Origin of the sequence: Acetobacter farinalis (assembly GCF_011516935.1) — a bacterium.
Lineage (GTDB): Bacteria > Pseudomonadota > Alphaproteobacteria > Acetobacterales > Acetobacteraceae > Acetobacter > Acetobacter farinalis.
The window spans coordinates 215,479-237,613 of record NZ_WOTF01000003.1; the positions used below are offsets into that span (position 1 = coordinate 215,479).

The window sequence follows — 22,135 nt, forward strand, 5'->3', positions numbered from 1 at the left end:
ACACCATGGCGCCTGCACCTCTCTCTCCTCCTCCACCCGCACGCCCTCCGGCTTCCGCCGCTGGCGCTGCGCGCCAGAGAGTGCCTGTGCTGCTGCCCATGCCGTTCCCCGGCCCGTTTGATTATGCCGCCCCTGCGGGCATGCCCCTGCAACCCGGCGATATTGTGACGGTCCCCCTCGGCCACCGCAGGCAGACCGGTGTTGTCTGGGATAGCGCAACCACCCTGCCCCCGGAATTCGCGCCGCCCCCTACCCCCACGGTGGATGCGGCAAAGCTGCGCGCCGTGGTGGAGCGGCTGGACCTCCCGCCGCTTACCGCCGAACTCCGCCGGTTTGTGGACTGGGTTGCCGCCTATACGCTCTCCGCCCCCGGCATGGTGCTGGCCATGACTCTGCGCCTGCATATGCGGGGTGCCCCCACGCCCTCCACCGGCTGGCTGGCGGCCTCCCCTCTGCCTGAGGGCATACGCCTCACCCCCGCGCGCCAGAAAGTGCTGACCCTGCTGGCGGATGGTACCGCCCGCACCACAACAGACCTTGCCTCGGCCGCCGGGGTTGGTCCCGGTGTGGTGAAAGGACTGGCAGACAGCGGCGCCCTGCGCCCGGTAACACTCGAGCCGGAACGGGCCTTTGCCCAGCCGGACCCACACCATAACCCACCGGTTCTGGAAGGCGCACAAGCGGAGGCAACAGCCGCCCTCCGGCATACCGTGGCGGAAGGCTGTTTTTCCGTCACGCTGCTGGAAGGGGTGACCGGCTCCGGTAAAACGGAAATCTATCTGGAAGCGCTTGCCGCCTGTCTGGAGCAGGGCAGACAGGCCTTGGTGCTCCTGCCGGAAATCGCTTTATCCGCCCAGTGGATGGAGCGTTTTACCCGCCGCTTCGGCACACAACCCGCCATCTGGCATTCGGAAGTAGGCCAGCGGGCCCGCCGCCTGACATGGCACGGCGCGGCGGACGGCAGCGCCACCGTGGTGGTGGGTGCGCGGTCCGCCCTATTCCTGCCGTTCAGGAATCTGGGCCTGATTATTGTGGATGAAGAACACGAAGCCCTGTTCAAGCAGGAGGAAGGGGTCATCTACAGTGCGCGGGATATGGCCGTAGTGCGGGCGCGGCTGGCCGGGTTTCCCATCGCGCTGGTTTCCGCCACACCCAGCCTTGAAACACTGGCCAATGTTGAGGCCGGGCGCTACCGGCATCTCGTTCTGCCCTCCCGCCACGGGGGGGCCACCCTGCCGGAAACCCGTATTCTGGACATGCGGGACCACCCTCCGCCACGCGGCCTGTTTCTCTCCCCGGTGCTGACGGAAGAGCTGAGCGCGACTTTCGAGCGGAAGGAACAGGCCATGCTGTTCCTCAACCGGCGCGGCTATGCTCCCCTCACCTTATGCCGGGCCTGCGGGCACCGGATGGAATGCCCGCACTGCACCGCATGGCTGGTTGAGCACCGGAACCGCAAAATCCTCTCCTGCCATTTTTGCGACCATACCGAACCCATGCCGGAAACCTGCCCATCCTGCGGGGCGGAACAGAGCCTGACCCCCATCGGACCGGGGATTGAGCGCATTACGGAAGAAGCCCGCCACCTGTTTCCCGATGCCCGGATTCTGGTGATGGCCAGTGATACGCTGGGCGGCCCTGCCGCCACGGCGGAGGCTGTGGGCAAGATTTCCCGTCAGGAAGTTGATCTGGTGATCGGCACCCAGATTGTCGCCAAAGGCTGGCATTTTCCGCATCTGACCCTGGTTGGCATCGTGGATGCGGACCTCGGCCTTGGGGGGGGAGACCTCCGGGCGGGGGAACGCACCATTCAGCTTCTGCATCAGGTGGCGGGGCGTGCGGGGCGTGCGAGCACACCCGGCCGCGTTCTGCTGCAAAGCTACACGCCGGAACACCCGGTGATGCAGGCTCTGCTCTCCGGAGATTTTGATGCCTTCATGGCGCAGGAAGCCGAGCAGAGACGCCCCGGCTTCTGGCCGCCTTACGGGCGGCTGGCCGCCCTTATCATCAGTGCCGAAACGGCTGCCGCCGCGGATGATACCGCCGCAGCCCTTGGCCGGGTGGCCCCTTATGGGGAGGGTATTCAGGTTCTGGGGCCAGCCCCGGCTCCCATGGCCATTCTGCGCGGGCGGCACAGGCGGCGGCTTCTGCTGCGCACCCGCAAATCCATAGCCGTGCAGCCCATTCTGCGGCGTTGGCTGGGCATGATCAAACCCGGCAAAGGCGTGCGTATTGATGTGGATATTGATCCCGTTTCTTTTCTGTAACAATTTTTTTGATCAGGCAGGCTTCCGCGCATCATTTTCAGGATGTGTTTTCTGTAACGATAGAGTATCGTTTTGTCGTAAAAGCGTGATCTGAAGCCTGCTTTTCCCTGTTAAGATCGGGCAGGACACCCGCTGAGAAAAACTCTGGAGGATCCTGCCCATGAAGCACCATTCTCTTATAGGTCTTGCCATCTATTTTTCATCCTGGATGGGCGTGGCGCTTCTTGGTCTGGTCTATTGTGACTGGCATGTAGTAGCATCCACCCTTGTCCTGATGCCGCTTATCTCCCTTGCTGTGGGAACCGCTGTCGTTCTCTTCCTGCGGTTTGTTTTGAAAAAAGAGCATCGGCTGGCCCGGCTTTACAGATCCAAAATTCAGAAGCCGGTGTGGCGCGCCATTTTCTGGCTCCTGCCCCTGCCAGCACTGACGCCCCTTGTGCTGGATATCCTGCACGGCCACCCGCAGAACACGGATGCGCTGGGCCTCAAAATTCTGACTTTGCTGGGCGTGATCATGGCTGGGGAGGTTCTGGCGCTGAACGTGACGGAAGACCTTGCGGAAGCAGAAACCACGCCTGCGGCAAACGCCGTTACCCCACACGGCAGTCTGGTAAATGAAGGGGAGAACCCCTGACCGGGGCGCACTCCTACCCCTGAACACTCCGGTCATAAAAAAAGCGGACCGAAAGTCCGCTTTTTTACGCGTGCCTTTACACTGGCGCCTTGCGGCGCGCAGGCCTGATACGAAACGGCGAGATTATTTAGCCTGCGCCGTATCATTCGCCGGCTTGGCGGTGCTGGTCAGAACCGTGCTGACCGTATTGCGCAGCACCATCACCCGAACGTTCGGCGCGATTTCCACTTCAATTTCCTGACTGTCATCACGCGCTTTCTGCACGATACCGATAATCCCGCCGGAGGTGACAATGCGGTCTCCGCGGCGCAAGGCTTTCAGTTCGTTCTGCAACTGCTTCTGCTTCTGCTGCTGCGGGCGGATCATGAGGAAATACATAATCCCAAAGACCGCAACAATCGGCAGGAAGGACACCAGACTCGACCCCACACCACCGCCTCCGGCGGTCTGGGCATAGGCGGCAGGAATAAGGAAATTGGACATGAGCACAGTCTTTCCAGAATGACGGGTTGCGCAATGAAGATGCGTGACCATAATTTTCACGGCTCACACGTCAAGCATCCTTGAAGACAAGCCGCCTCTTTGCCTTACTTTCCAGCCGGACGCCCTGCGCCCGTACTCGGCCCGCACACTGATGGATCCTACCCTGATGGACACCGCTCCCCTCTCCGTCCTTGAACGTATTGCCTCAGCTCTGGAGCGCCTTTCCCCTCCTCCGCCCAGTCTGGAGGGCGTGGATAAAGCTGATGCGTTTGTCTGGCTGCCTGAACGCGGGCGGCTGCTGCCGGTGCCCCATGTGGCGCATGTGGCGGCCACGCTGCTGCAGGGTGTAGACTCGCAACGCCAGACGCTGCTGGAAAACACGGAACACTTCGCCCGCGGCCTTCCCGCCAATAACGCGATGCTCTGGGGCGCACGTGGCATGGGTAAATCCTCACTGGTGAAGGGGGCACACGCGCTGATCAATCAGGTAGATGGAAAACCCTGCGCCCCCGGCCAGGGACGGATTGCCTTGGTGGAAATCCAGCGGGAAGATCTGGCTACCCTGCCGGACCTGCTGGCCATGCTGCGGGAGAGCCCCCGCCGCTTCATTATTTTCTGTGATGACCTCTCCTTTGAAAAGGAAGACAGGGATTACAAGGCTCTGAAATCCGTTCTGGATGGCGGCATTGCCGGGCGGCCTGAGAATGTTCTGTTCTACGCCACCTCAAACCGCCGGCACCTGATGCCGCGTGAGATGATTGAGAACGAGCGCGCCAGCGCCATCAACCCCTCCGAAGCCACGGAAGAGAAAGTCTCCCTGTCCGACAGGTTCGGCCTCTGGCTGGGTTTTCACCCCTGCCCGCAGGATGTGTTTCTTGACATGGTGCGCACCTATGCCACAGAGCGCAGCCTTCCCATCAGTGATGAGGATCTGGCAGCACGCGCCAACGAGTGGGCCATCACCCGGGGCAGCCGTTCAGGGCGGGTTGCCTTCCAGTTTATTGAAGACCTGACGGCAGAACTGGCCTCCAGCCGCTAGACCATTTTATTGTTTTAACCGGCCGCCAAGGACGCTCCGCTTTATGACTTTTCCCGTTTTTGAAAGTTTCTCGGCAGAACCAGTGGACAACGTTGCCCATATCATTCAGGTGGCGCTAACCCCGGTTTTCATGCTCTCGGGCATCGGTACTTTGCTGAACCTGTTCAATACCCGCCTTGCCCGGGTTTCGGACCATATTGAACAGACAAACGCCCTGCTGATGGACGGGAAGAATGATCCGAACCGTAACCAGACACTGGAGAAGCATCTGGCCCGCCTGCACCGGCGCACGCTGATGCTTGATGCAGCCATTCTCTCGGGCGGTCTGGGTGGTGCGGCCTCATGCGGAGCGGCCTTTGTTCTGTTTCTGGGCGGCGTGCGGGATTCCTCCGTGGCGACATGGCTGGTCATCATGTTCGGGCTGGCCCTTGCCTGCACTGTGGGGGCTCTCGCCCTGTTTCTGGGTGACGGCCTGATTGCCTGGCACGGGCTGAAGCGGGAAGGACCTATGCCCAGACCAGCATCCAAAGCCTCCTGATTTTCATTTCATAAATAATTCACTCATAAAAACGGCAATCCCGGACTTCAATCGCCTCTGCGCCTTGCCTCTTTGTGTGATATACGGTTGCATGCATTCCGTTACGGCGGTGTTAACCTGACACAGCCCCGAGAGTCATGACACGAGGTAAGATGAACCAGACCGTTCAGACTGACGCATCCACCGGAACCCCCGTTTCCGGTAAGGCTCACAGCACTGCGGATCTGCGGCGCATCCGTTCCAACCCGAACCACTGGTATCCCGTTGCATGGTCACGGGAACTCAAACCCGGCAAGACAATCGGCACCCGATATGCCGGAACCCCTATTGCTCTGGTGCGCCCCACGGAAGGGGCCATTTTTGCACTGGAAGACCGTTGCGCGCACCGGCAGGTGCCGCTCAGCAAGGGCAAGGTGTGTGGCCAGTCCGTTCAGTGCTGCTACCATGGCTGGGCCTATGGCCGCTCCGGCCGCTGCATTGATGTGCCCTATCTGGGCAAGGGCAAGCTCCCCAACGGGGTGCGCACCTTCCCCTGCCGGGAACAGGATGGTCTGATTTTCATCTTCCCCGGAGACCCGGACAAGGCGGATACTGTTCCCTTGGCACCGCGTCTGGCCCGTGTGGGAGACCCTGCCTACAAAACCCGCTCCTTCGGGCGGGAGGTAAAATGCCACTACAGCTTCATGCATGAAAACCTGATGGATATGAACCACCAGTTCATGCACATGAAACAGATGGGCCAGATGCGCCCGCGCTTTCTGGGGCAGGAGCGTGAACCCGGTCTGGTGGAAGCGCGCTATTCCTTTGCCCGCACAGGCGGCAAGCAGCCTCTGGGTGAAGCCCTGATTTTTGGTGAACGTCGGGACGCCTCCGAGAAATTCCAGCACCGTGACGTGATGACCATCCGCACGGAATATCCCTATCAGACCCTGCGGATCCAGACAGGCGATGAAGACCCGGTGATGGATTTGTGGATTGTCTATGTGCCGCAGGATGCGGAAGAACTGACCAACCGCACCTTTGGCCTGCTCTCCGTCAAACGCCCCAAGGTGCCGGGTGTGCTGGAGCTGGCATGGCCCTTCCTTGTTGCCTTCACCGAACGGATTTTTGCGGAAGACCGTGAGATTGTAGAACTGGAACAGAAGGCGTGGCGTGAACTGGGCGGAGACCACAATGTGGAGGTCTTCCCCGTGATCAACGCCCTGCGCGGGCTTCTGGCAGAATGCGGGATCGCTCCCGCAGCGGCTGCGAATGCCTGATATCGCATCTCTGGTTCTGGAGGCGCCGCCTTTCCGGTTGCGCCCCCTTCAGCCTGATGATGCGGCTGCCCTCCACAATCTGGTCAATGACTGGGAAGTGGTGCGGATGCTCAGCCGCCTGCCCTTCCCCTATCCGCGCAATCTGGCGGATGAGTGGATAGAGTCCACCCTGCATACGCATCGGTCCGGTGAGGGCTGCCATTTCGCCATTCTGGATGAAAACGGCACGTTTCTGGGCTGCGTGGGGCTACGTGTTCAGACCGTACCGCAGGTCGGGCGTGTGGGAATGCTGGGATATTGGGTGGGCCGCCCGCACTGGGGGCGGGGCATTGCCACCCGCGCTGCCGGGCGTCTGGCCCGCTGGGCGCTGGCCAATATGGATATCGACCGCCTCCGCGCCACCGTGGCGCAGGATAACGAGGCCTCGGCCCGTGTGCTTCAGCATATCGGCTTCCGCTCCATTGGCACGGACAGCCAGATGTTCATCGCCCGTGGCAAGGAGCACCCTGTTCTGGTGTTTGAAGCCACGCGTGAAGATCTGGATGCACCGGCGGGTGACCAGACAGGCGGGCAGCAGGCCGGGGGCGCACCGCTCTCCCGCAAGCTTGTTCTGGTTTCCGCCGCAGCGCTGATTGATGCGCAGGGCCGCATCCTTCTGGCAAAGCGCCCGGAAGGAAAAAGCATGGCCGGCCTGTGGGAATTCCCCGGCGGCAAGGTGGAACCCGGAGAAACGCCGGAGGCCGCACTGGTGCGGGAGCTGGAAGAGGAACTGGGGCTTGATGTCTCCCGCGCCTGCCTCGCCCCCTTCACCTTCGCATCCCATGCCTACAAGGCGTTTGACCTGCTGATGCCGCTTTATCTGTGCCGCCACTGGTCTGGCACACCCCAGCCTAAGGAAGGCCAGACACTGGCCTGGGTGACCCCGGAAACCCTGCATGACTACCCCATGCCGGAGGCTGATCTCCCCTTTGTACCGCTCCTGCAGGAACTCCTGTAAAGGGTGGTGCTCGCCCCCTGCATGGCTGGCCGCGTGCGGAAGGCGAAGGATAGTCTTGACGAACATACCCTGCCTCCGCATAACAAACCTTATCCGGTGTCCTGAAGGACGCTGAACCCTCGTGATTTGTACGGCCGGCTTGCGGCGAGGTAAAATAAACGCGCTAAAGAGGCCATGGCGACGCTGTGCCGACGCCACGGTTTCCACGGTCAAATCGAGCTGTAAGGCTGAAGCGGAAACCCCCGAGCTTCTCTTCACGCCGTACGCCGCAGGAAAGAACCGGATACCTCGTTATGAGTGACAGCAAGACTTCTTCTTCCAAAAGCTGGCGTCCTGCCACCCGCCTCCTGCATGCGGGCCTCGAACGCACCGAATATGGTGAAACCAGCGAAGCGCTTTTCCTGACATCCGGGTTTGTTTACGAAAACGCGGAACAGGCCGCCAAAACCTTCACCGGTGAAGTCTCCCACTACCAGTACAGCCGGTTTGCCAACCCCACGGTTGCCGCGCTGGAAAACCGCCTGGCCGATCTGGAAGGGGCCGAAGCCTGCGTGGCAACCTCCACCGGCATGGGCGCGGTTTCCTCCGCCCTGCTTTCTCACGTGAAGGCAGGGGACCGCGTTATCGCCTCCCGCGCCCTGTTTGGCTCCTGCCACTGGATTGTTGCCAACCTGCTGCCGCAATACGGTGTGGAAACCGTGTTTGTGGATGGGAGCGACCTCACGGCATGGGATGAAGCCTTCAGCAAACCGGCAGCCGCTGTCCTGCTGGAAAGCCCCTCGAACCCGATGCTGGATGTGCTGGACCTCGCCGCCATTGCGGAACGCGCGCACAAGGCCGGGGCACTGGTGGTGGTGGATAACGTTTTTGCATCCCCCATCTACCAGAAGCCGCTGGAACTGGGGGCGGATGTCGTTGTGTATTCCTGTACCAAGCATATTGACGGGCAGGGCCGCGTTCTGGGTGGGGCCGTGCTGGGCCGAGAAGACTGGATCAAGGAAACGCTTCAGCCCTTCGTGCGCAACACCGGCAATGCGCTCTCTCCTTTCAACGCATGGGTCATGCTGAAAGGGCTGGAAACACTTTCCCTGCGTGTGGATGCCATGGCCCGCAATGCCGCGGCAGTGGCGGATTATCTGGCCTCCGCCCCCGGTGTTATCAGCGTGCGGTATCCGGGCCGGAAGGACCACCCGCAGTATGACCTCGCCCAGCGCCAGATGACAGGCGGCAGCACCATGGTCGCGTTCGAGGTGACCGGCGGGCAGGAAGGCGCATTTGCCTTCATGAATGCCCTGCAACTGATTGCCATTTCCAATAATCTGGGGGATGCGCGCTCTCTCGTGACCCACCCGGCCACCACAACGCACATGAAAATCGGTGCGGAAGAACGGGCCAGACTGGGTATTTCCGAAGGGGCCATCCGTTTCTCCGTGGGTCTGGAAGACAGTGCCGACCTGATTGAAGACCTCGCCCGTGGCGTGGCCGCGCTGGCCAGAGGCTGACCCCTGCCCTCGCCTGTCTGCTTTTGTACCGGAATGGTATCAGAGCAGACAGGCGTCTTCCCTTCCGCAAGCGCTTCGTGATACTGGCTGCGGACTGTTGCCATCTCTTCAGCCGCGTGGGCCAGACCCCGAAAGCCTGAATCTGGCCTTGTTATTTCTTGCGCAGGAGCAGCTTCCCCATGCCTGACTGGCCGGACTCACCGCCCATGTCCCCTGACCATGATGATACCATGAGCGACCTTTTCGCCTCCGCCCCGATGTACGAGGCGGTAACAGGGGACATGCGTGTCTGTGTTCAGGTATTCTGGCTTCCAGAACAATCCGAACCGGATGAGGATATGTATTGCTGGGTCTATCGCATCCGCATTGAAAACGGTGGCTCGGCCCCCATCCAGCTTACGGAGCGGACCTGGCAGATTACCGATGGCGCGGGGCGCACGGAATATGTGCATGGGGAAGGTGTGGTTGGGGAGCAGCCGGTTATCCGCCCCCAGAACGGGTTTGACTACACATCCGGCGTCTCTCTGAGCACGGCGGGCGGCTTCATGCGCGGCTCCTACCAGATGCGCAACATCAATTCCGGCAAGCGGTTTGATATCGCCATCCCGGCCTTCAGTCTGGATAGCCCCTTCCAGTTCCGGCAGATCCACTGACCGGAACCGGCCACCCACGCTTCACGACAGATGCATAATGCAGGAGAATGGCATGAGCGACCCTCTGCCCAGAACTGACCGCCCGACACGAGCAGAAACGGAAGAGGCCATTCGCACCCTCTTGCGCTGGGCGGGGGAAGACCCCACCCGCGAAGGGCTGCATGACACCCCTGCCCGCGTGGCCCGCGCATATGAAGAGTTTTTTCAGGGCTACGAGATTGACCCCAAGACGCTTCTGGAACGGACGTTTTCCGAGGTGGACGGGTATGATGAGATTGTGCTGCTGCGCGACATCCGCTTTGAAAGCCATTGCGAACACCATCTGGCTCCCATCATCGGCCGCGCCCATGTGGCCTATCTGCCCCGCAAGCGCGTTGTCGGGATTTCCAAGCTGGCGCGCGTGGTGGATGCCTATGCCCGCCGCATGCAGATTCAGGAACGGCTGACAGCCCAGATCGCCAACACCATCAATGATGTCCTGCAGCCGCACGGCACGGCTGTCATTATCGAATCCAGCCATGAATGCATGACCACCCGTGGCGTGCACCGCCCCGGTGTTTCCATGGTCACCAGCCAGATGCTCGGCACCTTCCGCACAAACTCCGATACGCGGCGGGAACTGATGGCCATGCTCAACCGCCCGGCGGCCAGCGAGTATTAAGCCGGCACAGTCTACCTGCACCAAGCCTGCCTGCGCCGGGTCTCCCGGCCCGGCGGCGCCCCCTCTCCCCGTCTGACAGTCAGCGGTGTGGAAGCAACGCCCTTAGCGGGCCACGACCACCAGTTCCGCCACCCATGAGGGGCGGGGCTGGTGGAAGGCGTTTCATCGAAGGCTCCCTCCTGTCGAACCTTCCTCCAAGGAGGAAAGGCACAACAGCAGGAGCCGAGAGGCACTATATCGTTACTGTCGCGCCGAGCACGGTCAGGAACTGCGCCAGCCAGGCCGGATGTGCGGGCCAGGCGGGGGCTGTCACCAGTTCTCCATCCGTCACGGCATCTGTCAGGGGAATGTCGGCATAGGTGGCACCCGCCTGTTCCACTTCCGGGCGGCAGGCCGGATAAGCGGAGACCGTGCGCCCCTTGATGATATCCGCGGCACTCAGAAGCTGTGCGCCATGGCAGATGGCGGCCAGAGGGCGATCCGCAAAGGCTTTGACGATCTCCAGAACGCGCGGATGCATGCGCAGATGCTCCGGCGCGCGACCTCCGGGAATAATCAGGCCGATATAATCGTCCGTATCAATCTCGTCGAACGTGGCGTTCAGCGTAAACGCGTGGCCGGGCTTTTCGCTGTAGGTCTGCGCGCCTTCAAAATCATGGATGGCGGTCAAAATTTTCTCCCCGGCCTTCTTGCCCGGGCTGACCACGTCCACCTTGTATCCGACCATCAGCAGTGCCTGATATGGCACCATGATCTCATAATCTTCCACATAATCACCTGCCAGCATCAGCAGTTTGATCTCGTCAGTCATGGGATGATCCCTCTTCCGCCCCTTCACGCAGGCGGGGCATGAGTTCAACAAAGTTGCAGGGGCGATGGCGGTTATCGAGCTGGAACACGAGAATATCGTCCCACCCGTCCTTCACCGCGCCGGTTGAACCGGGAAGGGCAAACAGGTAGGTGCCTTGCGCAACCCCCGCCAACGCGCGGGACTGAATGGTGGACGTGCCGATCTTGCTGTAGGACAGCATCCGGAACAGTTCTCCAAAACCTTCAATGCGCTTTTCAAGCACGCGCTCGAAGGCTTCCGGCGTTACATCCCGACCGGTCACACCCGTACCGCCGTTGGTAATCACCACATCAACCTGCGAGTCTCTGATCCAGCGTTGCAGCTGTTCCGTAATCTGCTGGACATCATCCCGCACAATCGCGCGATCAGCCAGAATGTGGCCTGCCTGCTCAAGGCGCGAAATCAGCGCCTGGCCGGATGTGTCTGTTTCAAGAGTGCGGGAATCCGATACCGTCATCACCGCAATGCGCACCGGCAGAAAGGGGCGGCTTGTGTCGATTTTTGTCATGACGTGAATTCATCATCAGACACCGGCGGCGTCAACGCGTCCGAACGGTAACTCTGTTGTACCAAAGCGTCAAAACTTCACCAAAAAGAGCAATAAGTGCACTGGTGTAAAAAAAAGTTTAGACATTCATATCCTATTTTGAAAGAATATATGCATGTTTTCTATACATCCACCAGAGAATAAAAAAAAAGCAACATGAAAAAACTCTCTTCAGACCTGTCTTTCCTTTGCATCCTGTCCGCTACATGCATGGTGATACCGGCCCTTTCCCCGAAGGCTTCCGCTCAGTTGCTGACAGGCGGGAACAGTTCAGTCGGCCTGTTGCCGAGTCTGGAGGCAAATAATGAAGCGAACCCGGTAGAAGACCCCGGTCCGCTTTTTTCCGCTCCATACGGAAAAGCGCATTTCTTTGGAGACTGGTGGGGAGCCCAGCCCTGGCTGCTGAACCATGGCATTCATATTCTGGCCGACGTGCATGAAGAACTTGCCGGCAATTTCCGTGGTGGCATGCGCCAAGGTGTGACGAATGCCGGCCAGGTGGGTGTTGAACTGGATGTGGACTGGGGCAAGCTCACAGACCTGAACCTGCTGAAGGGCTTCTGGTCTCACATGATGGTGGTGAACGGGCACGGGCAGAACCTGAGCACCAAATATATCGGGGATGCCGTCGGGGGTGTTCAGCAGATTTACGGTGGCCGCGGTAACGTGGTGGCGCACCTTGTATATCTGTACGGTGAACATGCCTTTGCGCACAACCATGTTGATATCAGCGCAGGCTGGATCCCGGTTGGCAGCTTCTTCGCGGCCTCTCCCCTGTTTTGTATGTACATGAACGTGGCCGTGTGCGGTAATCCCGCCCCGAACAAATACACCGAAGGCAACCGTGACTGGCCATCAGGCAATCTGGGGGCCGTTGCCCGCGTGATGCCTACCAGTACGACCTATGTCATGGCTGGCCTGTTTGCCGTTTCTCCTCATTCTTTCAATGGCGGGATTTCCGGCTGGGCCTGGGCACAGGATGGTCTGGGCAAGTTCTCAACCCCTGTTGAAATCGGCTGGCTGCCTTCCTTTGGCAAAAACCATCTGGTTGGCCACTACAAGGCTGGCTACAGCTACGATAACTCGAAATACAAAGATCTGTATGAAGACATCAACGGCAACGCCTGGGTGCAGACAGGCGAGCCGGCCCGGTATCACGCAGGCCGCGCCAGCGCGTGGGTGATGGCTGACCAGATGCTTGTGCGGAATGGCGAAGGCCCGACCAACGGTCTGGTTGCCATGGGTGGCTATATGTGGACCGATGGCAAGACCACCGCCATGTCCCACCATCTGTGGGGGGGCCTGCTTGAAACCGGCAAGCCCTGGGGCCGCCCGAATGACAGCATCGGCATCATGTATCAGTGGCTGAAAATGAGCCGCACCGTGGCCCTGCAGCAGGAGGCCTCCATTATTGCGGGCCAGCAGTTCCAGCCCACCCAGTGGGGGCAGACCTGGGGTGTGCAGTCACATGAAAGCATTTACGAGCTTTTCTACAATGTGCATGTGGCCAACGGCCTGACACTTCAGCCGGACTTCCAGTACATCAACCGCCCCGGCGCCACGACAACGTTCCATGACGCCGCCGTTATGGCGCTTCAGTTCAACGTCGTTCTGTAATCTGCGGAATGGGCCGCAGGGTGAGAGCCCTGCCGCCCATCCTGCCAAAAGCCTCGGCGTGGCAGGTCAGCACAAGAATCTGGAACCGGGTGGCGGCATCAGCCAGCACATCGAACATCCGGTCCAGCCGCTGCGAGTCTGAAAAACCCAACGCATCGTCCAGCACCAGAATGGCGGGAGACTGGCGGGCATGCAGCAGTTCCGCAAAGCCCAGCCGCACCAGAACCGCAATCTGCTCGCGCGTGCCATCCGAAAGCCTTGCAAACTCTTCCTCTGTGCGCCGGGCCAGACCGGACAGGCCGAAACCGGTGTCCATCACCAGAGACGCACCGGGAAACACGGCTGAAAACGCAGGCTGCATGGTGCGTACCAGCGGCGCGAGGTAACGCTCTGTCTGCGTTTTTTCCGCCTCTGTCAGGGTTTGCTCAAGCAGGGCCAGCGCCGCCCGCTCCCGCTCATACCCCTCACACTCCAGCCTGAGCCGTGCGGCGGTGCGGCCTGCCTCGGCTATTTTTTCATCCAGCCCCTCGCCTTCGGCCACATGTACGCGGGTTTCCCGCTCCCGAATATCCTCCCGCAGGCGGGTGATAGCCACACGGGCACCCTCAAGCGCCTGCTCACGCCGCGCGATGCTGGCCTCCACCACGGAGAGCGGTTCCTCCGTCTCCCGTCCGGCCTTCAGGCTTTGCAGATGCGCTTCAGCCTGAGCCAGCGCGTGCCGGGTCTCAGCCGCACGGGTTGCCAGAGCCTCATCACTCTCACGCGCCTGACTGACAGCCAGTTCACGCCCAACCTGATCCTGCGCCGCCTGCTTCTGCCTGAGCACGGCATCGGCCTTTTCCTGAAGAGCCAGCGCCGCGGCAAAAGCGGCCTGCTCCCTCCGCTCGCCCTGCCGTGCCTCTTCCGCCATGCGGGAGGCCCTGTCCTCCGCCTGTCCGGCCTGTTGCTGCATGCTGTGCAGAGCCGCGCCGGGCACAGCGCCCTGCTCTGTGGCCCGCTCCTCTCCGGCCTCTTCCCCGGTTCCTGCTGCGTCCGGCCCCTCTTCCAAGGCCTCTTTTTGCAGAGACAGTCCTTCAGCCTGCTCCCGCAGGAGCGCAGCCTGTCGGTCGCTCAGCTCCTGCCGCAAGGTCGCCAAACCCGCGAACAGGGTGGCATCCTGCTCATCCCGCAGGGTGGGCAGAGACGCCACGAACGCCGCGCGGGCTTCCGCAACCCGCGTTTCCGCCTGTCGCCGTTCTTCAAACAGATGTTCCGCATGCTCGGCACTCTCGCAACCAGCTGCCTGCAAGACCTCCTGCATCGTCCGGCGGGCGGCTGTTGCGGTGGCCAGAGCCTCATCCTGATCTGTCACAGCGGGCGTAATGCGGAATTGCCCGACACCCTCCACCACCAGATCCGCCGTATGGGTCAGAACGGTTTCCCCTTGCGGGCAAGGCACACCGTCAAGCCGCACCCGGCCTTCAGCCTCAGGCTGAAGGGCCACGCTCAGGCGCGTGGCGCGGGCATTCAGCGTGGCCTGTGCCGTTTCCTGATCTCGCACGGCTTTCCGCACCTGACGGATCAGCTTTTCATCCACCCGCAAGGCCGCCAGAGTAGCGCGCGCCTGCTCCAGCCGCGCACACGCGGCTTCGGCCCGCTGTACCGCCAGCCGTTCCCGCTCAAGGGCCGCCTGCTGCTGCATCACGCTGGCCCGGCGCGCCAGCGCCAGCATGGCCTGCCGCGCGGCCTGATGCTGCTGCTCGGCCTGTTCTCGCCGCTGGCGGCTTTCCTCATACCGCTGCCGGGCCAGTGTGGCACGCTCCGTGAGAGCCGCCAGATCATGCTGTGCCTCAGCGCACTCGCTTTCCAGCCTGCGCTTGCGGAGATGAGCTTCCTGCCGCCGTTCCTGTTCGTCCCGTATGCTGGAGTGGGTCTGGGTGAGGGTGGCAAGAGCGGCTCTGGCAGCCTGCTCCTCCGCATCCGCAACGCGCAGCCTGTCCCTCTGCTGCCGCAGCGCCTGAAGTCTGGCTTCATCCTGCGCCCGGCTTTGCGGATTTTCCTGCTCCTGCAACGCGCGCCGCGCCTGCTCCAGCGCCACCAGATCTTCTTCCAGCGCAGCCCGCCGGTTTTCAAGCTCGCTCAGAGAGGCCTGTGCCTGTGCTTCCTGCTCCAGCGCCTGCCGGTATTTGCCGGTTGCCTTGCCCGTGCTGGCTGTCTGCAACAGCAGAAGGCGCTCCCGCACACGGCTGAGCACGGCGCTGGCCGCGGCCCCGCCGGTGGCATCCTCCACGCCCTGTTCCAGACAGCCGCGCAGGGTATCCTGCCCAGTCTGGTTCAGAACGGGCTGCGCAAAACTTTCGCCCTGCCCCACCAGAAGCGCGTTCCACAGCCCGGCGGCTTCCCCTTTCCCGATATCTTCCAGCCCCAGCACGCCGCGCAGGGCTTCTTCCGCCTGATCGCCCTCAAAGCGTTCAGGCCCCAGTATGAGGCGGGTAAAGGGTTTGGAGAGAAACTGTTTTTCCAGATGGCACTCCATCCCCTTCCACGTAAAGGAGAGGGCGATGTGCGGTGCCCCGCCGCCATAGGGCTGAAGCTCCTTCACGGGTCTGGCTTTGGAGCTGGTACGGACCATCAGCGCTGCTTTCAGCGCGGTCAGCAGGGTGGATTTTCCGGCCTCATTGGGGGCCGCCAGCACATTCAGCCCCGGCCCCAGCCCGTCCAGCCGCACCGGGGCGGCAAAGCGCCGCACACCTTCAATCTGCAAATCGGTAAGGATCATGCCGCTGGCACCCCCATCTCCTGCCAGAACAGAAACAACCGTTGCAGGGCATCAGCCGCAAGCTGCCCCGCCTCCCCTCCGGCCTGCGCGCGGCTCAGCAACTGTTCCGCCGCCGCCCGCACGGCACCGCCCGGCCCGAACCGGTCCAGATCCTCCAGCCCGGCTGACAGATGCGGAGCACCCGTCAGACGCAGGCAGGCCACGGCCCCGCTCAACTGCGTGAGCACTTCACGTTCATAAACCGCCATATCCTCAACGCAGAGCAGGCCGGACACCGCAAGCCACACCAGCACAGACCCCGGATTATCCGGCTCAATACTGCGGATGCGGGCGTCCAGCGCCAGAATATCCTGCCGGGAGGTCAACACCACATCGTCCAGCTTTTTCCAGATATAGCGCCCTGTCCTGTGGCGGGTGATCACGGGGTCCGCCTGTGCGCCCCGCAGCGTGATAACCAGTGCCTCACCCCCGCCGCCGCCACCGGTTGTGAAACGGTCTGTCTCCGGTGTGCCGGAATAGGCTGTGCGGGCATCAATCTGGCAAAAACCGTGCCAGTCCCCCAGCCCCAGATACGCCAACCCGGCCCGCTTGGCCCGGTCGGGCGCCACGGGGTTATGTTCAGCCTCGGCCTCTCCCCCAAATCCGGTGACGGAGCCGTGGGCCAGACCAATCCGCAGGGCATCAGGCGGTGTTTCGGCCTCATCCATCCAGCCTGTAAGATCAGTCAGAACATGGCGGCGCTTGAGCACGGCAGGCAGAAGCCAGGCGTTATGCGCCGCATCAATCAGCACCGCCCCAGGCTCCCGATGCACCGTGACATTCTCCGGCAGCCCGCCCCGCGCCAGCCGCGCCCAGACACCTTCCGGCTGGTCGGCATCATGATTGCCAGGGATCAGATGCCACTGGATATCCGGAAACTGGCGCATCCGCTCGACAGGCTGATGCAGGGTACGTTCCGAGGGGGTTTCATGCTCATACACATCCCCCGCCACCAGCACATGCGCGGCCCCTTCCTGCCGGGCCAGCAGCCCCAGCTGCCGGATAACGTCCAGACGCGCCACCTGTAGCGCCCCGAGCGTATCATCATTCACAAAACGGAAAGTCCGCCCGATCTGCCAGTCTGAAGTGTGAATAAATTTCATGAATGCCGCAGTGCTGTAAGGGGGCGCTTAATTCAGCACATCCTGCCGTGGCATCATACCCTGAAGCCCGCAAACGCCAGCCTTTTCTGCGGATCATGCAGGCATGCGAAAGTCCAACGCGTTTACTGCAATGCCGCCCAGCGCGCGAAACATCACCCGCTTTATTATATTTTATTTTAATAGACAGATCAGTTTAAGGATTCGGGCTTGGGTGAACCCGTTTCTGAAGCCGTCAAGCAAGCCTCCACGCGGCAAGGATGAGGGAGAGGATGAGTTTCAACACCCCCGCCGCTTCTCCCGCCAGCTTCTGGAAAGGGCTGATCCCTTCCCTGCCTGCGTCCCTTTTCCCGCCCGGCTGGTTTCTGTTCTGCCTGCGCACATGGCTTTCCGCCGTGCTGGCGCTGGCCACCGCGTTCTGGTTGCAACTCTCCTCCCCCGGGTCCGCCGCCGTAACCGTGATGATTCTGGCCCAGCCCCTGCGCGGACAGGTTCTCTCCAAGGCGGTCTACCGGTTGGTTGGCACGCTGGTGGGGGCGTTTGTCGCCCTGTTTCTCACTGCCTGCTTCAATCAGGACCGTGTGGTGTTTCTGGGGGGTGTCGGGCTGTGGCTGACGCTGTGCACCATTATCGGCACGCTGGAGAAAGACTTCCGCGCCTATGCCGCCATGCTCTCGGGCTACACCGTTGCCATTGTCGGCATCAGTTGCATTGATAGTCCCGGCGCTGTTTTTGATGTCACGGTCAACCGCGTTTCTTCCATTGTTGTCGGTATTGCCGCCACCGCCGCGGTGAATGACATTTTCGGCTCGCCCACCGCGTGGGAAAAACTGGCCACCAACCTGCACCGTGTTGCCGGTATGGTGCAGCGCATCAGCCGCGATGCCATAGCCGGACACGGCATTCCGGATGACAGAGCCTGTGCCGGACTGGCCGGGGAGATTATTGCCCTCACCTCTCAGGTTTCCTACGCCAGAACAGAGCTGCCCGATGCACGCGTGAGGCTGGCCGGGGCACGCTCGGCCATGGTGGCGCTGCTGGAAATGCTCAGTTGCAGCCGCGCCATCGCCTCCGTGTTGCGTCAGGGGGATGTTTCCGGCCCGGTGCTCGCCCGGATCCGCACCACCTTTGGAGAGGGCACAACCGTGGCCTCCCCCCGGCAGGTTGTGCAGGATATGGAAGATCTGGCGCGGGAAGCTCACGCGATGGAGCCGGGGCGTGGCCCCACACTGGATGAAGCCTGGCTGATCGAGCGCACCATGGCCCTGCATTCCGATGCCCGCTGGGCTACTGACGGCATTGATGCCTTTGAAAACGGCAAACGCGCCCGCACACAGGCTCCTGAACTGAAAATCGAGCAGCATCACGATGTGATCGCCGCCCTGCTGGCTGGCCTGCGCACCCTCACCGGTTTTACGGTGGCGGCAGGGCTTTGCATTATTTCGGATATTCCCTCGACCTACATCGCCCTCTCGCAGGTCGCGGTAATTCTTACACTGGCCGCCTCCACCTATAATGCGCGCGGGTTTGGCATGGGCGCGCTGATCGGCACGCCCCTGGCCATTGCTGTGGCGGCGGTGCTGAATTTTGGCATTCTGCCCAAAGGTGCGGATATGCCGTTTCTCGCCATGGCGGTTATCCCGGTTATTTTCGGCGGCTGCCTGCTGCTGCTGAACCCCAGAACCGCAACAGTCGGCTTTAATGCCGGGGTGTTCTTCTTCGTGATTCTGGGTGTGGCCAATGCACAGAATTACGAGCCCTCAGCCTTTATCGACCGGAATGTGCTGTATCTCTTCGCCGCGGTGATCATTTTCATCTCGCTGGTGTTGCTGCTGCCCCCTTCCGCCAGCCGCCGCCGCTTTCGCGTTGCGATCACCATCGGGCATGATCTGCGCCTTCAGCTTGAAGGCCACGGGGAGCAGGCAGGCTCCGCGCTGATCAGCCGCCATTATGACCGGCTGTGCAAAATTCTCGACTGGAACCACTATCTGCCGGACAGTCTGGCGAAAATCCGCGTTTTCAACCGTCTTTCAAGTCTGGATGAGCTGAATGTGGAACTGGCCCGCGCACGCCGCCATCTGCAACGCGCCGCCACTATTCCCGCCATCCGGCCCGATGCGGAGGCCGCCTTCCGCGCAACGGTGGTCTATAATGCCGATGCCGCCCTGTTCCGCATGCGGCGGCAGGCCCGCATCCTGCTGGATAAAGCCATCACCCTGCCACACGGTGAAATGGCGACAGCGCTCGCGGCGATATCCGGCATGGTCGGGGCCATCCGGCTGCTTGAGCATAATCGCTCCGCTCTTAAACTGTATGACATCATCCCGCTGCCAGATCAGCAATGGAAGGCGTTCTGAACATGGACCTTCACGCTGTTCTGGATATCGATGGCCTGCTGGTATCCTCCTTTGTCGTGCATGCCGGTCTGGCTGTTGTCACGCTGCTGATACTGAACCCCATTCTGGCAAAAATCGGCGCCCGACGGGTGATCTGGAACCTGCCGCTGGCTGAATTCGGGCTGCTTGTCTGCCTGATCGGCCTTTATACCCTTCTCTTGTAAAAGGATTGCCCAGCCGTGTTTGAACGCGCCCGCCGCGCCCTGCAATTTGTCACGACGGGAACCATTCTCGCCATTGCCGCTGTGGTCGGCCTGATCCTGTGGGACTATTACACCGCCGCACCCTGGACCAGAAACGGGCAGGTGCGCGTTCAGGTGGCCGATATTGCCCCGCGCGTTTCCGGGCAGATCATCTCGGTTCTGGTGAAGGACAACCAGTTCGTTCACGCCGGGGATGTTCTCTATGAGATCGACCCGTTCGATTTCAAGGTGGCCGTGGCCTCTGCCACAGCCCGTGTGAACGAACGTCAGGCCGACATGCAACTGAAAACCACGCAGGAAAGCCGCCGCAACAAGCTGACGGAAGTTGCGGCCTCCCGCGAGGAAAAGCAGGTCTATCAGGCCACGGCGGACATGGCCAAAGCCCAGTATGGGGATGCCATGGCCGCACTCGCCCAGGCAAAAATCAATCTGGACCGCACAAAGGTGCGCAGCAGCGTGACTGGCTATGTGACCAACCTGATCATGCGGGTGGGAGATTACGCCGCCGCCGCCAAACCCAATATCCGGGTGATTGATGCCTCTTCCTACTGGGTGGATGGCTATTTTGAGGAAACAAAAATCCGTTCCATCCATGTGGGAGACCGGGTGCGGATGGACCTGATGGGCTTCCGGGAGCCCATGTGGGGGCATGTCATCAGCATCACACGCGGTATTGCGACACCAAACGCCACGCCCTCCACACAGGGCCTGCCCTCAGTTGACCCGGTCTACACCTGGGTGCGTCTCGCCCAGCGCATTCCGGTGCGCGTGCATATCGACAGTATCCCGCCCGGAACCCAGATTGCCGCCGGAATGACCACCACGGTCACCATTGTCGGCAGCAAGGGCAAACGCGCCCACGATACGCTGGCCGAAACCTTTGACCGCCTGCACGATGCCCTGATGGGGGGCGCGGGCGGCAGTGGCCCGCGTAACTGAGGCCCGGTCCGGATGCGGCACCGCCAGAGCGGCCTCCAGCACCCTGTTCCACACAGGCGAGAACTGGTCCGCATGCGCGTAGGGCGCAAAGCGGTCCAGATATCCCGCCAGATAAGACTGTTCCGGCATGACATGCCCGATCAGGGCCGGGTCCTGCGTATGGCGCACAACCAGCAGGCGTGCGGGGCCATGCCGCGCGATGGCCTGAGCCAGTTGCTCCGCTCCCTCGTGTGACACGTTCTCATTGCGTTTGTAGACGAGAATGACCGACGGATCGGCCAGACGGCGGAAGAATTTTTCGACCAGATAGTCGATCTTTTCCTTCTCGGATTTATGGATTTCACGCCGACGCGCCTCAGGCTCCACCCATTGGCGGTCTTTGGAATGGATTGCCGTGTGAAAATAAAGGCCATATCGGGAATCCAGAAGCATATCTTCTGAATATGGTGAAAGATTTTCAAACAAATAGAGACTATCGAAGCGACTCTTCAACCCTTCCGCGAGGGATGTCTCAGAAGAACGAACCCATCTCAGCAGGCCACCACTTTCATCACTATGAGATCTTTTTACAAATCCGAACTCACAGCTATCACCAATATTCTCAAATCGTTCTGTATTCATATAATTTTTCCTGAAAAATTATTTTTTACTTATACATGCCCTCTTCACCCTTGCACCATCATGAAAAAGAGGCATTCCGTGGCAAATGTCTTTCTGGTGTCCTGTCACTGGCTGCTGTCTTGTAACTGGACGCCTCCGCAGCCTGCTGGCACACAGAATCCCATGTCTGGAAAAAACCTTCCCTTCTCCCGCGCCCTGCTGGCCGGGCTTTGCCTGGCGCTTCCACTGTGCATCGCCCCTGCACGCGCAGCCCCGCCTGTAAAAGGCCCGGGGCTGATGGTGCGCACGCCCTGCCTGCAAAGCCTGCATATCGTCAGCAAGGCCGGTCAGGCTGAGCCTGTGCATCTTGAGCCCGGCTTTCCGGCGGACATTACCCGCGCCATCGCGCCGGATGGCACCATCACGCTTGCGCAGAAAAACTGCTCACGGCGCGGCAGCCTGACGGTTTCCACCCGGCCCGACATACCCCTGACCATTGAGGATGCAGGCAGCACCAACATCGTGGTGGAGGACCGCACGGGAACCGTGTTCATCCATGCGGGCAGTGGCACACTTGCACTGGGCCGCACCGGAGAACTGGGCCTTGTTTCCCAATCTTCCGGCCCCATCACCATTTCCACACTCTCTGACTCCGCCCGCATCCGCTCCGAGCAGAGTGCGCCCGTCACCATCACGCGCATCAATGCCCCAGCTCTGGCTCTGTATCTGGGCGGGAGCGCCAGCTTTACCGCAGGGTCCGGCCAGCTTCAGGCGCTGGAGATTACCTCCCGAAGCACGGGGAACGCGGTTTTTCATGGTGTGACAGATGTTGGCCTGTTCCATGTTGAACAAAGCGGTGCGATCAGTGTTGACAAAGTCACAGGCGCACTGGCAACGGAACGAGACGGAAGCGGAAAGATTATCAGTGATGCCGCCGCCCCGGCGCCACGCACGCATGCAGACAAGGTTAACGTCCTGCCGTAAGGCACGGCCTGCCTTTCCTGCCCTCGGGCACGGTGGTTTCAGGGGGCCTGCATCTCAGGCCGGTTGGCT

At 61.2% G+C, this 22,135-nt stretch carries 19 protein-coding genes and 1 riboswitch; of the genes, 14 read left to right on the forward strand and 5 right to left on the reverse strand.

All coding sequences use genetic code 11. The annotated features are described in order from the left end of the window. Positions 1-5: 5 nt before the first annotated feature. Together GOB82_RS05870 and GOB82_RS05875 are read left to right on the forward strand one after the other, a co-directional pair. Positions 6-2,267 (forward strand): primosomal protein N', encoded by a 2,262-nt coding sequence (locus tag GOB82_RS05870; protein ID WP_166120913.1) that lies wholly within the window; start codon positions 6-8, stop codon positions 2,265-2,267. Positions 2,268-2,427: 160 nt separating this feature from the next. After that, positions 2,428-2,901 (forward strand): hypothetical protein, encoded by a 474-nt coding sequence (locus GOB82_RS05875; RefSeq protein ID WP_166120916.1) that lies wholly within the window; start codon positions 2,428-2,430, stop codon positions 2,899-2,901. A 123-nt stretch (positions 2,902-3,024) separates the two neighbouring features. Here GOB82_RS05875 and yajC read toward each other — a convergent pair whose 3' ends face one another. Then, positions 3,025-3,384 carry a preprotein translocase subunit YajC gene (gene yajC / locus GOB82_RS05880; protein ID WP_166120919.1) on the reverse strand — a complete coding sequence of 120 codons (360 nt, stop codon included), beginning with the start codon at positions 3,382-3,384 and terminating at the stop codon, positions 3,025-3,027. A 166-nt stretch (positions 3,385-3,550) separates the two neighbouring features. Between yajC and GOB82_RS05885 the strand changes: the two genes are divergently transcribed. The 7 genes from GOB82_RS05885 (at position 3,551) to folE (ending at position 10,033) form a co-directional block, all read left to right on the forward strand. Further along, a complete protein-coding gene (locus tag GOB82_RS05885; protein WP_166121109.1) occupies positions 3,551-4,423 on the forward strand; it encodes an ATP-binding protein in 873 nt (290 codons plus the stop codon). Positions 4,424-4,466: 43 nt separating this feature from the next. Further along, positions 4,467-4,961, forward strand: a complete 495-nt coding sequence (locus GOB82_RS05890; protein ID WP_166120922.1) for a DUF2721 domain-containing protein — start codon at positions 4,467-4,469, stop codon at positions 4,959-4,961. Between the two features lie 152 nt (positions 4,962-5,113). Further along, the gene (locus tag GOB82_RS05895) at positions 5,114-6,220 is read left to right on the forward strand and encodes an aromatic ring-hydroxylating oxygenase subunit alpha (RefSeq protein ID WP_166120925.1); all 1,107 of its coding nucleotides are present in this window, start codon (positions 5,114-5,116) and stop codon (positions 6,218-6,220) included. Continuing rightward, positions 6,213-7,217: a bifunctional GNAT family N-acetyltransferase/(deoxy)nucleoside triphosphate pyrophosphohydrolase gene (locus GOB82_RS13525; RefSeq protein WP_166120928.1), complete on the forward strand. Its 1,005-nt coding sequence runs from the start codon at positions 6,213-6,215 to the stop codon at positions 7,215-7,217. The genes GOB82_RS05895 and GOB82_RS13525 overlap by 8 nt, the downstream gene beginning before the upstream one ends. A gap of 108 nt (positions 7,218-7,325) precedes the next feature. Next, positions 7,326-7,405, forward strand: a riboswitch (SAM riboswitch). Positions 7,406-7,510: 105 nt separating this feature from the next. Further along, complete coding sequence (metZ, locus tag GOB82_RS05905; protein WP_166120931.1) at positions 7,511-8,719, forward strand: O-succinylhomoserine sulfhydrylase; 1,209 nt, start codon at positions 7,511-7,513, stop codon at positions 8,717-8,719. Positions 8,720-8,898: 179 nt separating this feature from the next. After that, positions 8,899-9,372, forward strand: coding sequence for a Co2+/Mg2+ efflux protein ApaG (apaG, locus tag GOB82_RS05910; RefSeq protein WP_166120934.1), 474 nt, complete (start codon positions 8,899-8,901; stop codon positions 9,370-9,372). Between the two features lie 52 nt (positions 9,373-9,424). Then, entirely contained in the window at positions 9,425-10,033 is a 609-nt protein-coding gene (gene folE, locus GOB82_RS05915; protein WP_166120937.1) for a GTP cyclohydrolase I FolE, read from the forward strand. A 232-nt stretch (positions 10,034-10,265) separates the two neighbouring features. Here folE and GOB82_RS05920 read toward each other — a convergent pair whose 3' ends face one another. Both GOB82_RS05920 and moaB read right to left on the reverse strand, forming a co-directional pair. Next, entirely contained in the window at positions 10,266-10,844 is a 579-nt protein-coding gene (locus GOB82_RS05920) for a DJ-1/PfpI family protein (protein ID WP_166120939.1), read from the reverse strand. Then, the gene (moaB, locus tag GOB82_RS05925) at positions 10,837-11,391 is read right to left on the reverse strand and encodes a molybdenum cofactor biosynthesis protein B (protein WP_166120942.1); all 555 of its coding nucleotides are present in this window, start codon (positions 11,389-11,391) and stop codon (positions 10,837-10,839) included. The genes GOB82_RS05920 and moaB overlap by 8 nt, the downstream gene beginning before the upstream one ends. A 249-nt stretch (positions 11,392-11,640) precedes the next feature. On the opposite strand from moaB, the gene GOB82_RS05930 reads away from it, so the two are divergent. Next, positions 11,641-13,047, forward strand: coding sequence for a carbohydrate porin (locus tag GOB82_RS05930; RefSeq protein ID WP_242007216.1), 1,407 nt, complete (start codon positions 11,641-11,643; stop codon positions 13,045-13,047). On the opposite strand, the gene GOB82_RS05935 is transcribed toward GOB82_RS05930, so the two are convergent. Together GOB82_RS05935 and GOB82_RS05940 are read right to left on the reverse strand one after the other, a co-directional pair. Further along, on the reverse strand, positions 13,031-15,805 hold the full coding sequence (locus tag GOB82_RS05935) for an AAA family ATPase (protein ID WP_166120947.1): 2,775 nt from the start codon (positions 15,803-15,805) through the stop codon (positions 13,031-13,033). The genes GOB82_RS05930 and GOB82_RS05935 overlap by 17 nt on opposite strands. Continuing rightward, complete coding sequence (locus GOB82_RS05940) at positions 15,802-16,947, reverse strand: metallophosphoesterase family protein (RefSeq protein WP_166120950.1); 1,146 nt, start codon at positions 16,945-16,947, stop codon at positions 15,802-15,804. Before GOB82_RS05940 ends, GOB82_RS05935 begins: the two co-directional genes overlap by 4 nt. 269 nt (positions 16,948-17,216) lie before the next feature. Here GOB82_RS05940 and GOB82_RS05945 point away from each other — a divergent pair, with 269 nt between their 5' ends. From GOB82_RS05945 to GOB82_RS05960, 4 genes are all read left to right on the forward strand, one after another. Further along, on the forward strand, positions 17,217-19,301 hold the full coding sequence (locus GOB82_RS05945; protein WP_166120953.1) for an FUSC family protein: 2,085 nt from the start codon (positions 17,217-17,219) through the stop codon (positions 19,299-19,301). A 2-nt stretch (positions 19,302-19,303) separates the two neighbouring features. Further along, positions 19,304-19,504: a DUF1656 domain-containing protein gene (locus tag GOB82_RS05950; RefSeq protein WP_166120955.1), complete on the forward strand. Its 201-nt coding sequence runs from the start codon at positions 19,304-19,306 to the stop codon at positions 19,502-19,504. A gap of 15 nt (positions 19,505-19,519) precedes the next feature. Next, on the forward strand, positions 19,520-20,482 hold the full coding sequence (locus tag GOB82_RS05955; protein ID WP_166120984.1) for an efflux RND transporter periplasmic adaptor subunit: 963 nt from the start codon (positions 19,520-19,522) through the stop codon (positions 20,480-20,482). Between the two features lie 783 nt (positions 20,483-21,265). Next, positions 21,266-22,066 carry a hypothetical protein gene (locus tag GOB82_RS05960; RefSeq protein WP_166120987.1) on the forward strand — a complete coding sequence of 267 codons (801 nt, stop codon included), beginning with the start codon at positions 21,266-21,268 and terminating at the stop codon, positions 22,064-22,066. Positions 22,067-22,135: the final 69 nt, after the last annotated feature.

Coding starts and splice junctions, on each gene's coding strand:
- GOB82_RS13525 (WP_166120928.1), top strand. CDS start 6,213: ATGCCTGATATCGCATCTCTGGTTCTGGAGGCGCCGCCTTTCCGGTTG.
- folE (WP_166120937.1), top strand. CDS start 9,425: ATGAGCGACCCTCTGCCCAGAACTGACCGCCCGACACGAGCAGAAACG.
- GOB82_RS05960 (WP_166120987.1), top strand. CDS start 21,266: ATGTCTGGAAAAAACCTTCCCTTCTCCCGCGCCCTGCTGGCCGGGCTT.
- GOB82_RS05875 (WP_166120916.1), top strand. CDS start 2,428: ATGAAGCACCATTCTCTTATAGGTCTTGCCATCTATTTTTCATCCTGG.
- GOB82_RS05885 (WP_166121109.1), top strand. CDS start 3,551: ATGGACACCGCTCCCCTCTCCGTCCTTGAACGTATTGCCTCAGCTCTG.
- yajC (WP_166120919.1), bottom strand. CDS start 3,384: ATGTCCAATTTCCTTATTCCTGCCGCCTATGCCCAGACCGCCGGAGGC.
- GOB82_RS05920 (WP_166120939.1), bottom strand. CDS start 10,844: ATGACTGACGAGATCAAACTGCTGATGCTGGCAGGTGATTATGTGGAA.
- GOB82_RS05945 (WP_166120953.1), top strand. CDS start 17,217: ATGAGTTTCAACACCCCCGCCGCTTCTCCCGCCAGCTTCTGGAAAGGG.
- metZ (WP_166120931.1), top strand. CDS start 7,511: ATGAGTGACAGCAAGACTTCTTCTTCCAAAAGCTGGCGTCCTGCCACC.
- GOB82_RS05870 (WP_166120913.1), top strand. CDS start 6: ATGGCGCCTGCACCTCTCTCTCCTCCTCCACCCGCACGCCCTCCGGCT.
- moaB (WP_166120942.1), bottom strand. CDS start 11,391: ATGACAAAAATCGACACAAGCCGCCCCTTTCTGCCGGTGCGCATTGCG.
- GOB82_RS05930 (WP_242007216.1), top strand. CDS start 11,641: ATGGTGATACCGGCCCTTTCCCCGAAGGCTTCCGCTCAGTTGCTGACA.
- apaG (WP_166120934.1), top strand. CDS start 8,899: ATGCCTGACTGGCCGGACTCACCGCCCATGTCCCCTGACCATGATGAT.
- GOB82_RS05890 (WP_166120922.1), top strand. CDS start 4,467: ATGACTTTTCCCGTTTTTGAAAGTTTCTCGGCAGAACCAGTGGACAAC.
- GOB82_RS05940 (WP_166120950.1), bottom strand. CDS start 16,947: ATGAAATTTATTCACACTTCAGACTGGCAGATCGGGCGGACTTTCCGT.
- GOB82_RS05935 (WP_166120947.1), bottom strand. CDS start 15,805: ATGATCCTTACCGATTTGCAGATTGAAGGTGTGCGGCGCTTTGCCGCC.
- GOB82_RS05895 (WP_166120925.1), top strand. CDS start 5,114: ATGAACCAGACCGTTCAGACTGACGCATCCACCGGAACCCCCGTTTCC.
- GOB82_RS05950 (WP_166120955.1), top strand. CDS start 19,304: ATGGACCTTCACGCTGTTCTGGATATCGATGGCCTGCTGGTATCCTCC.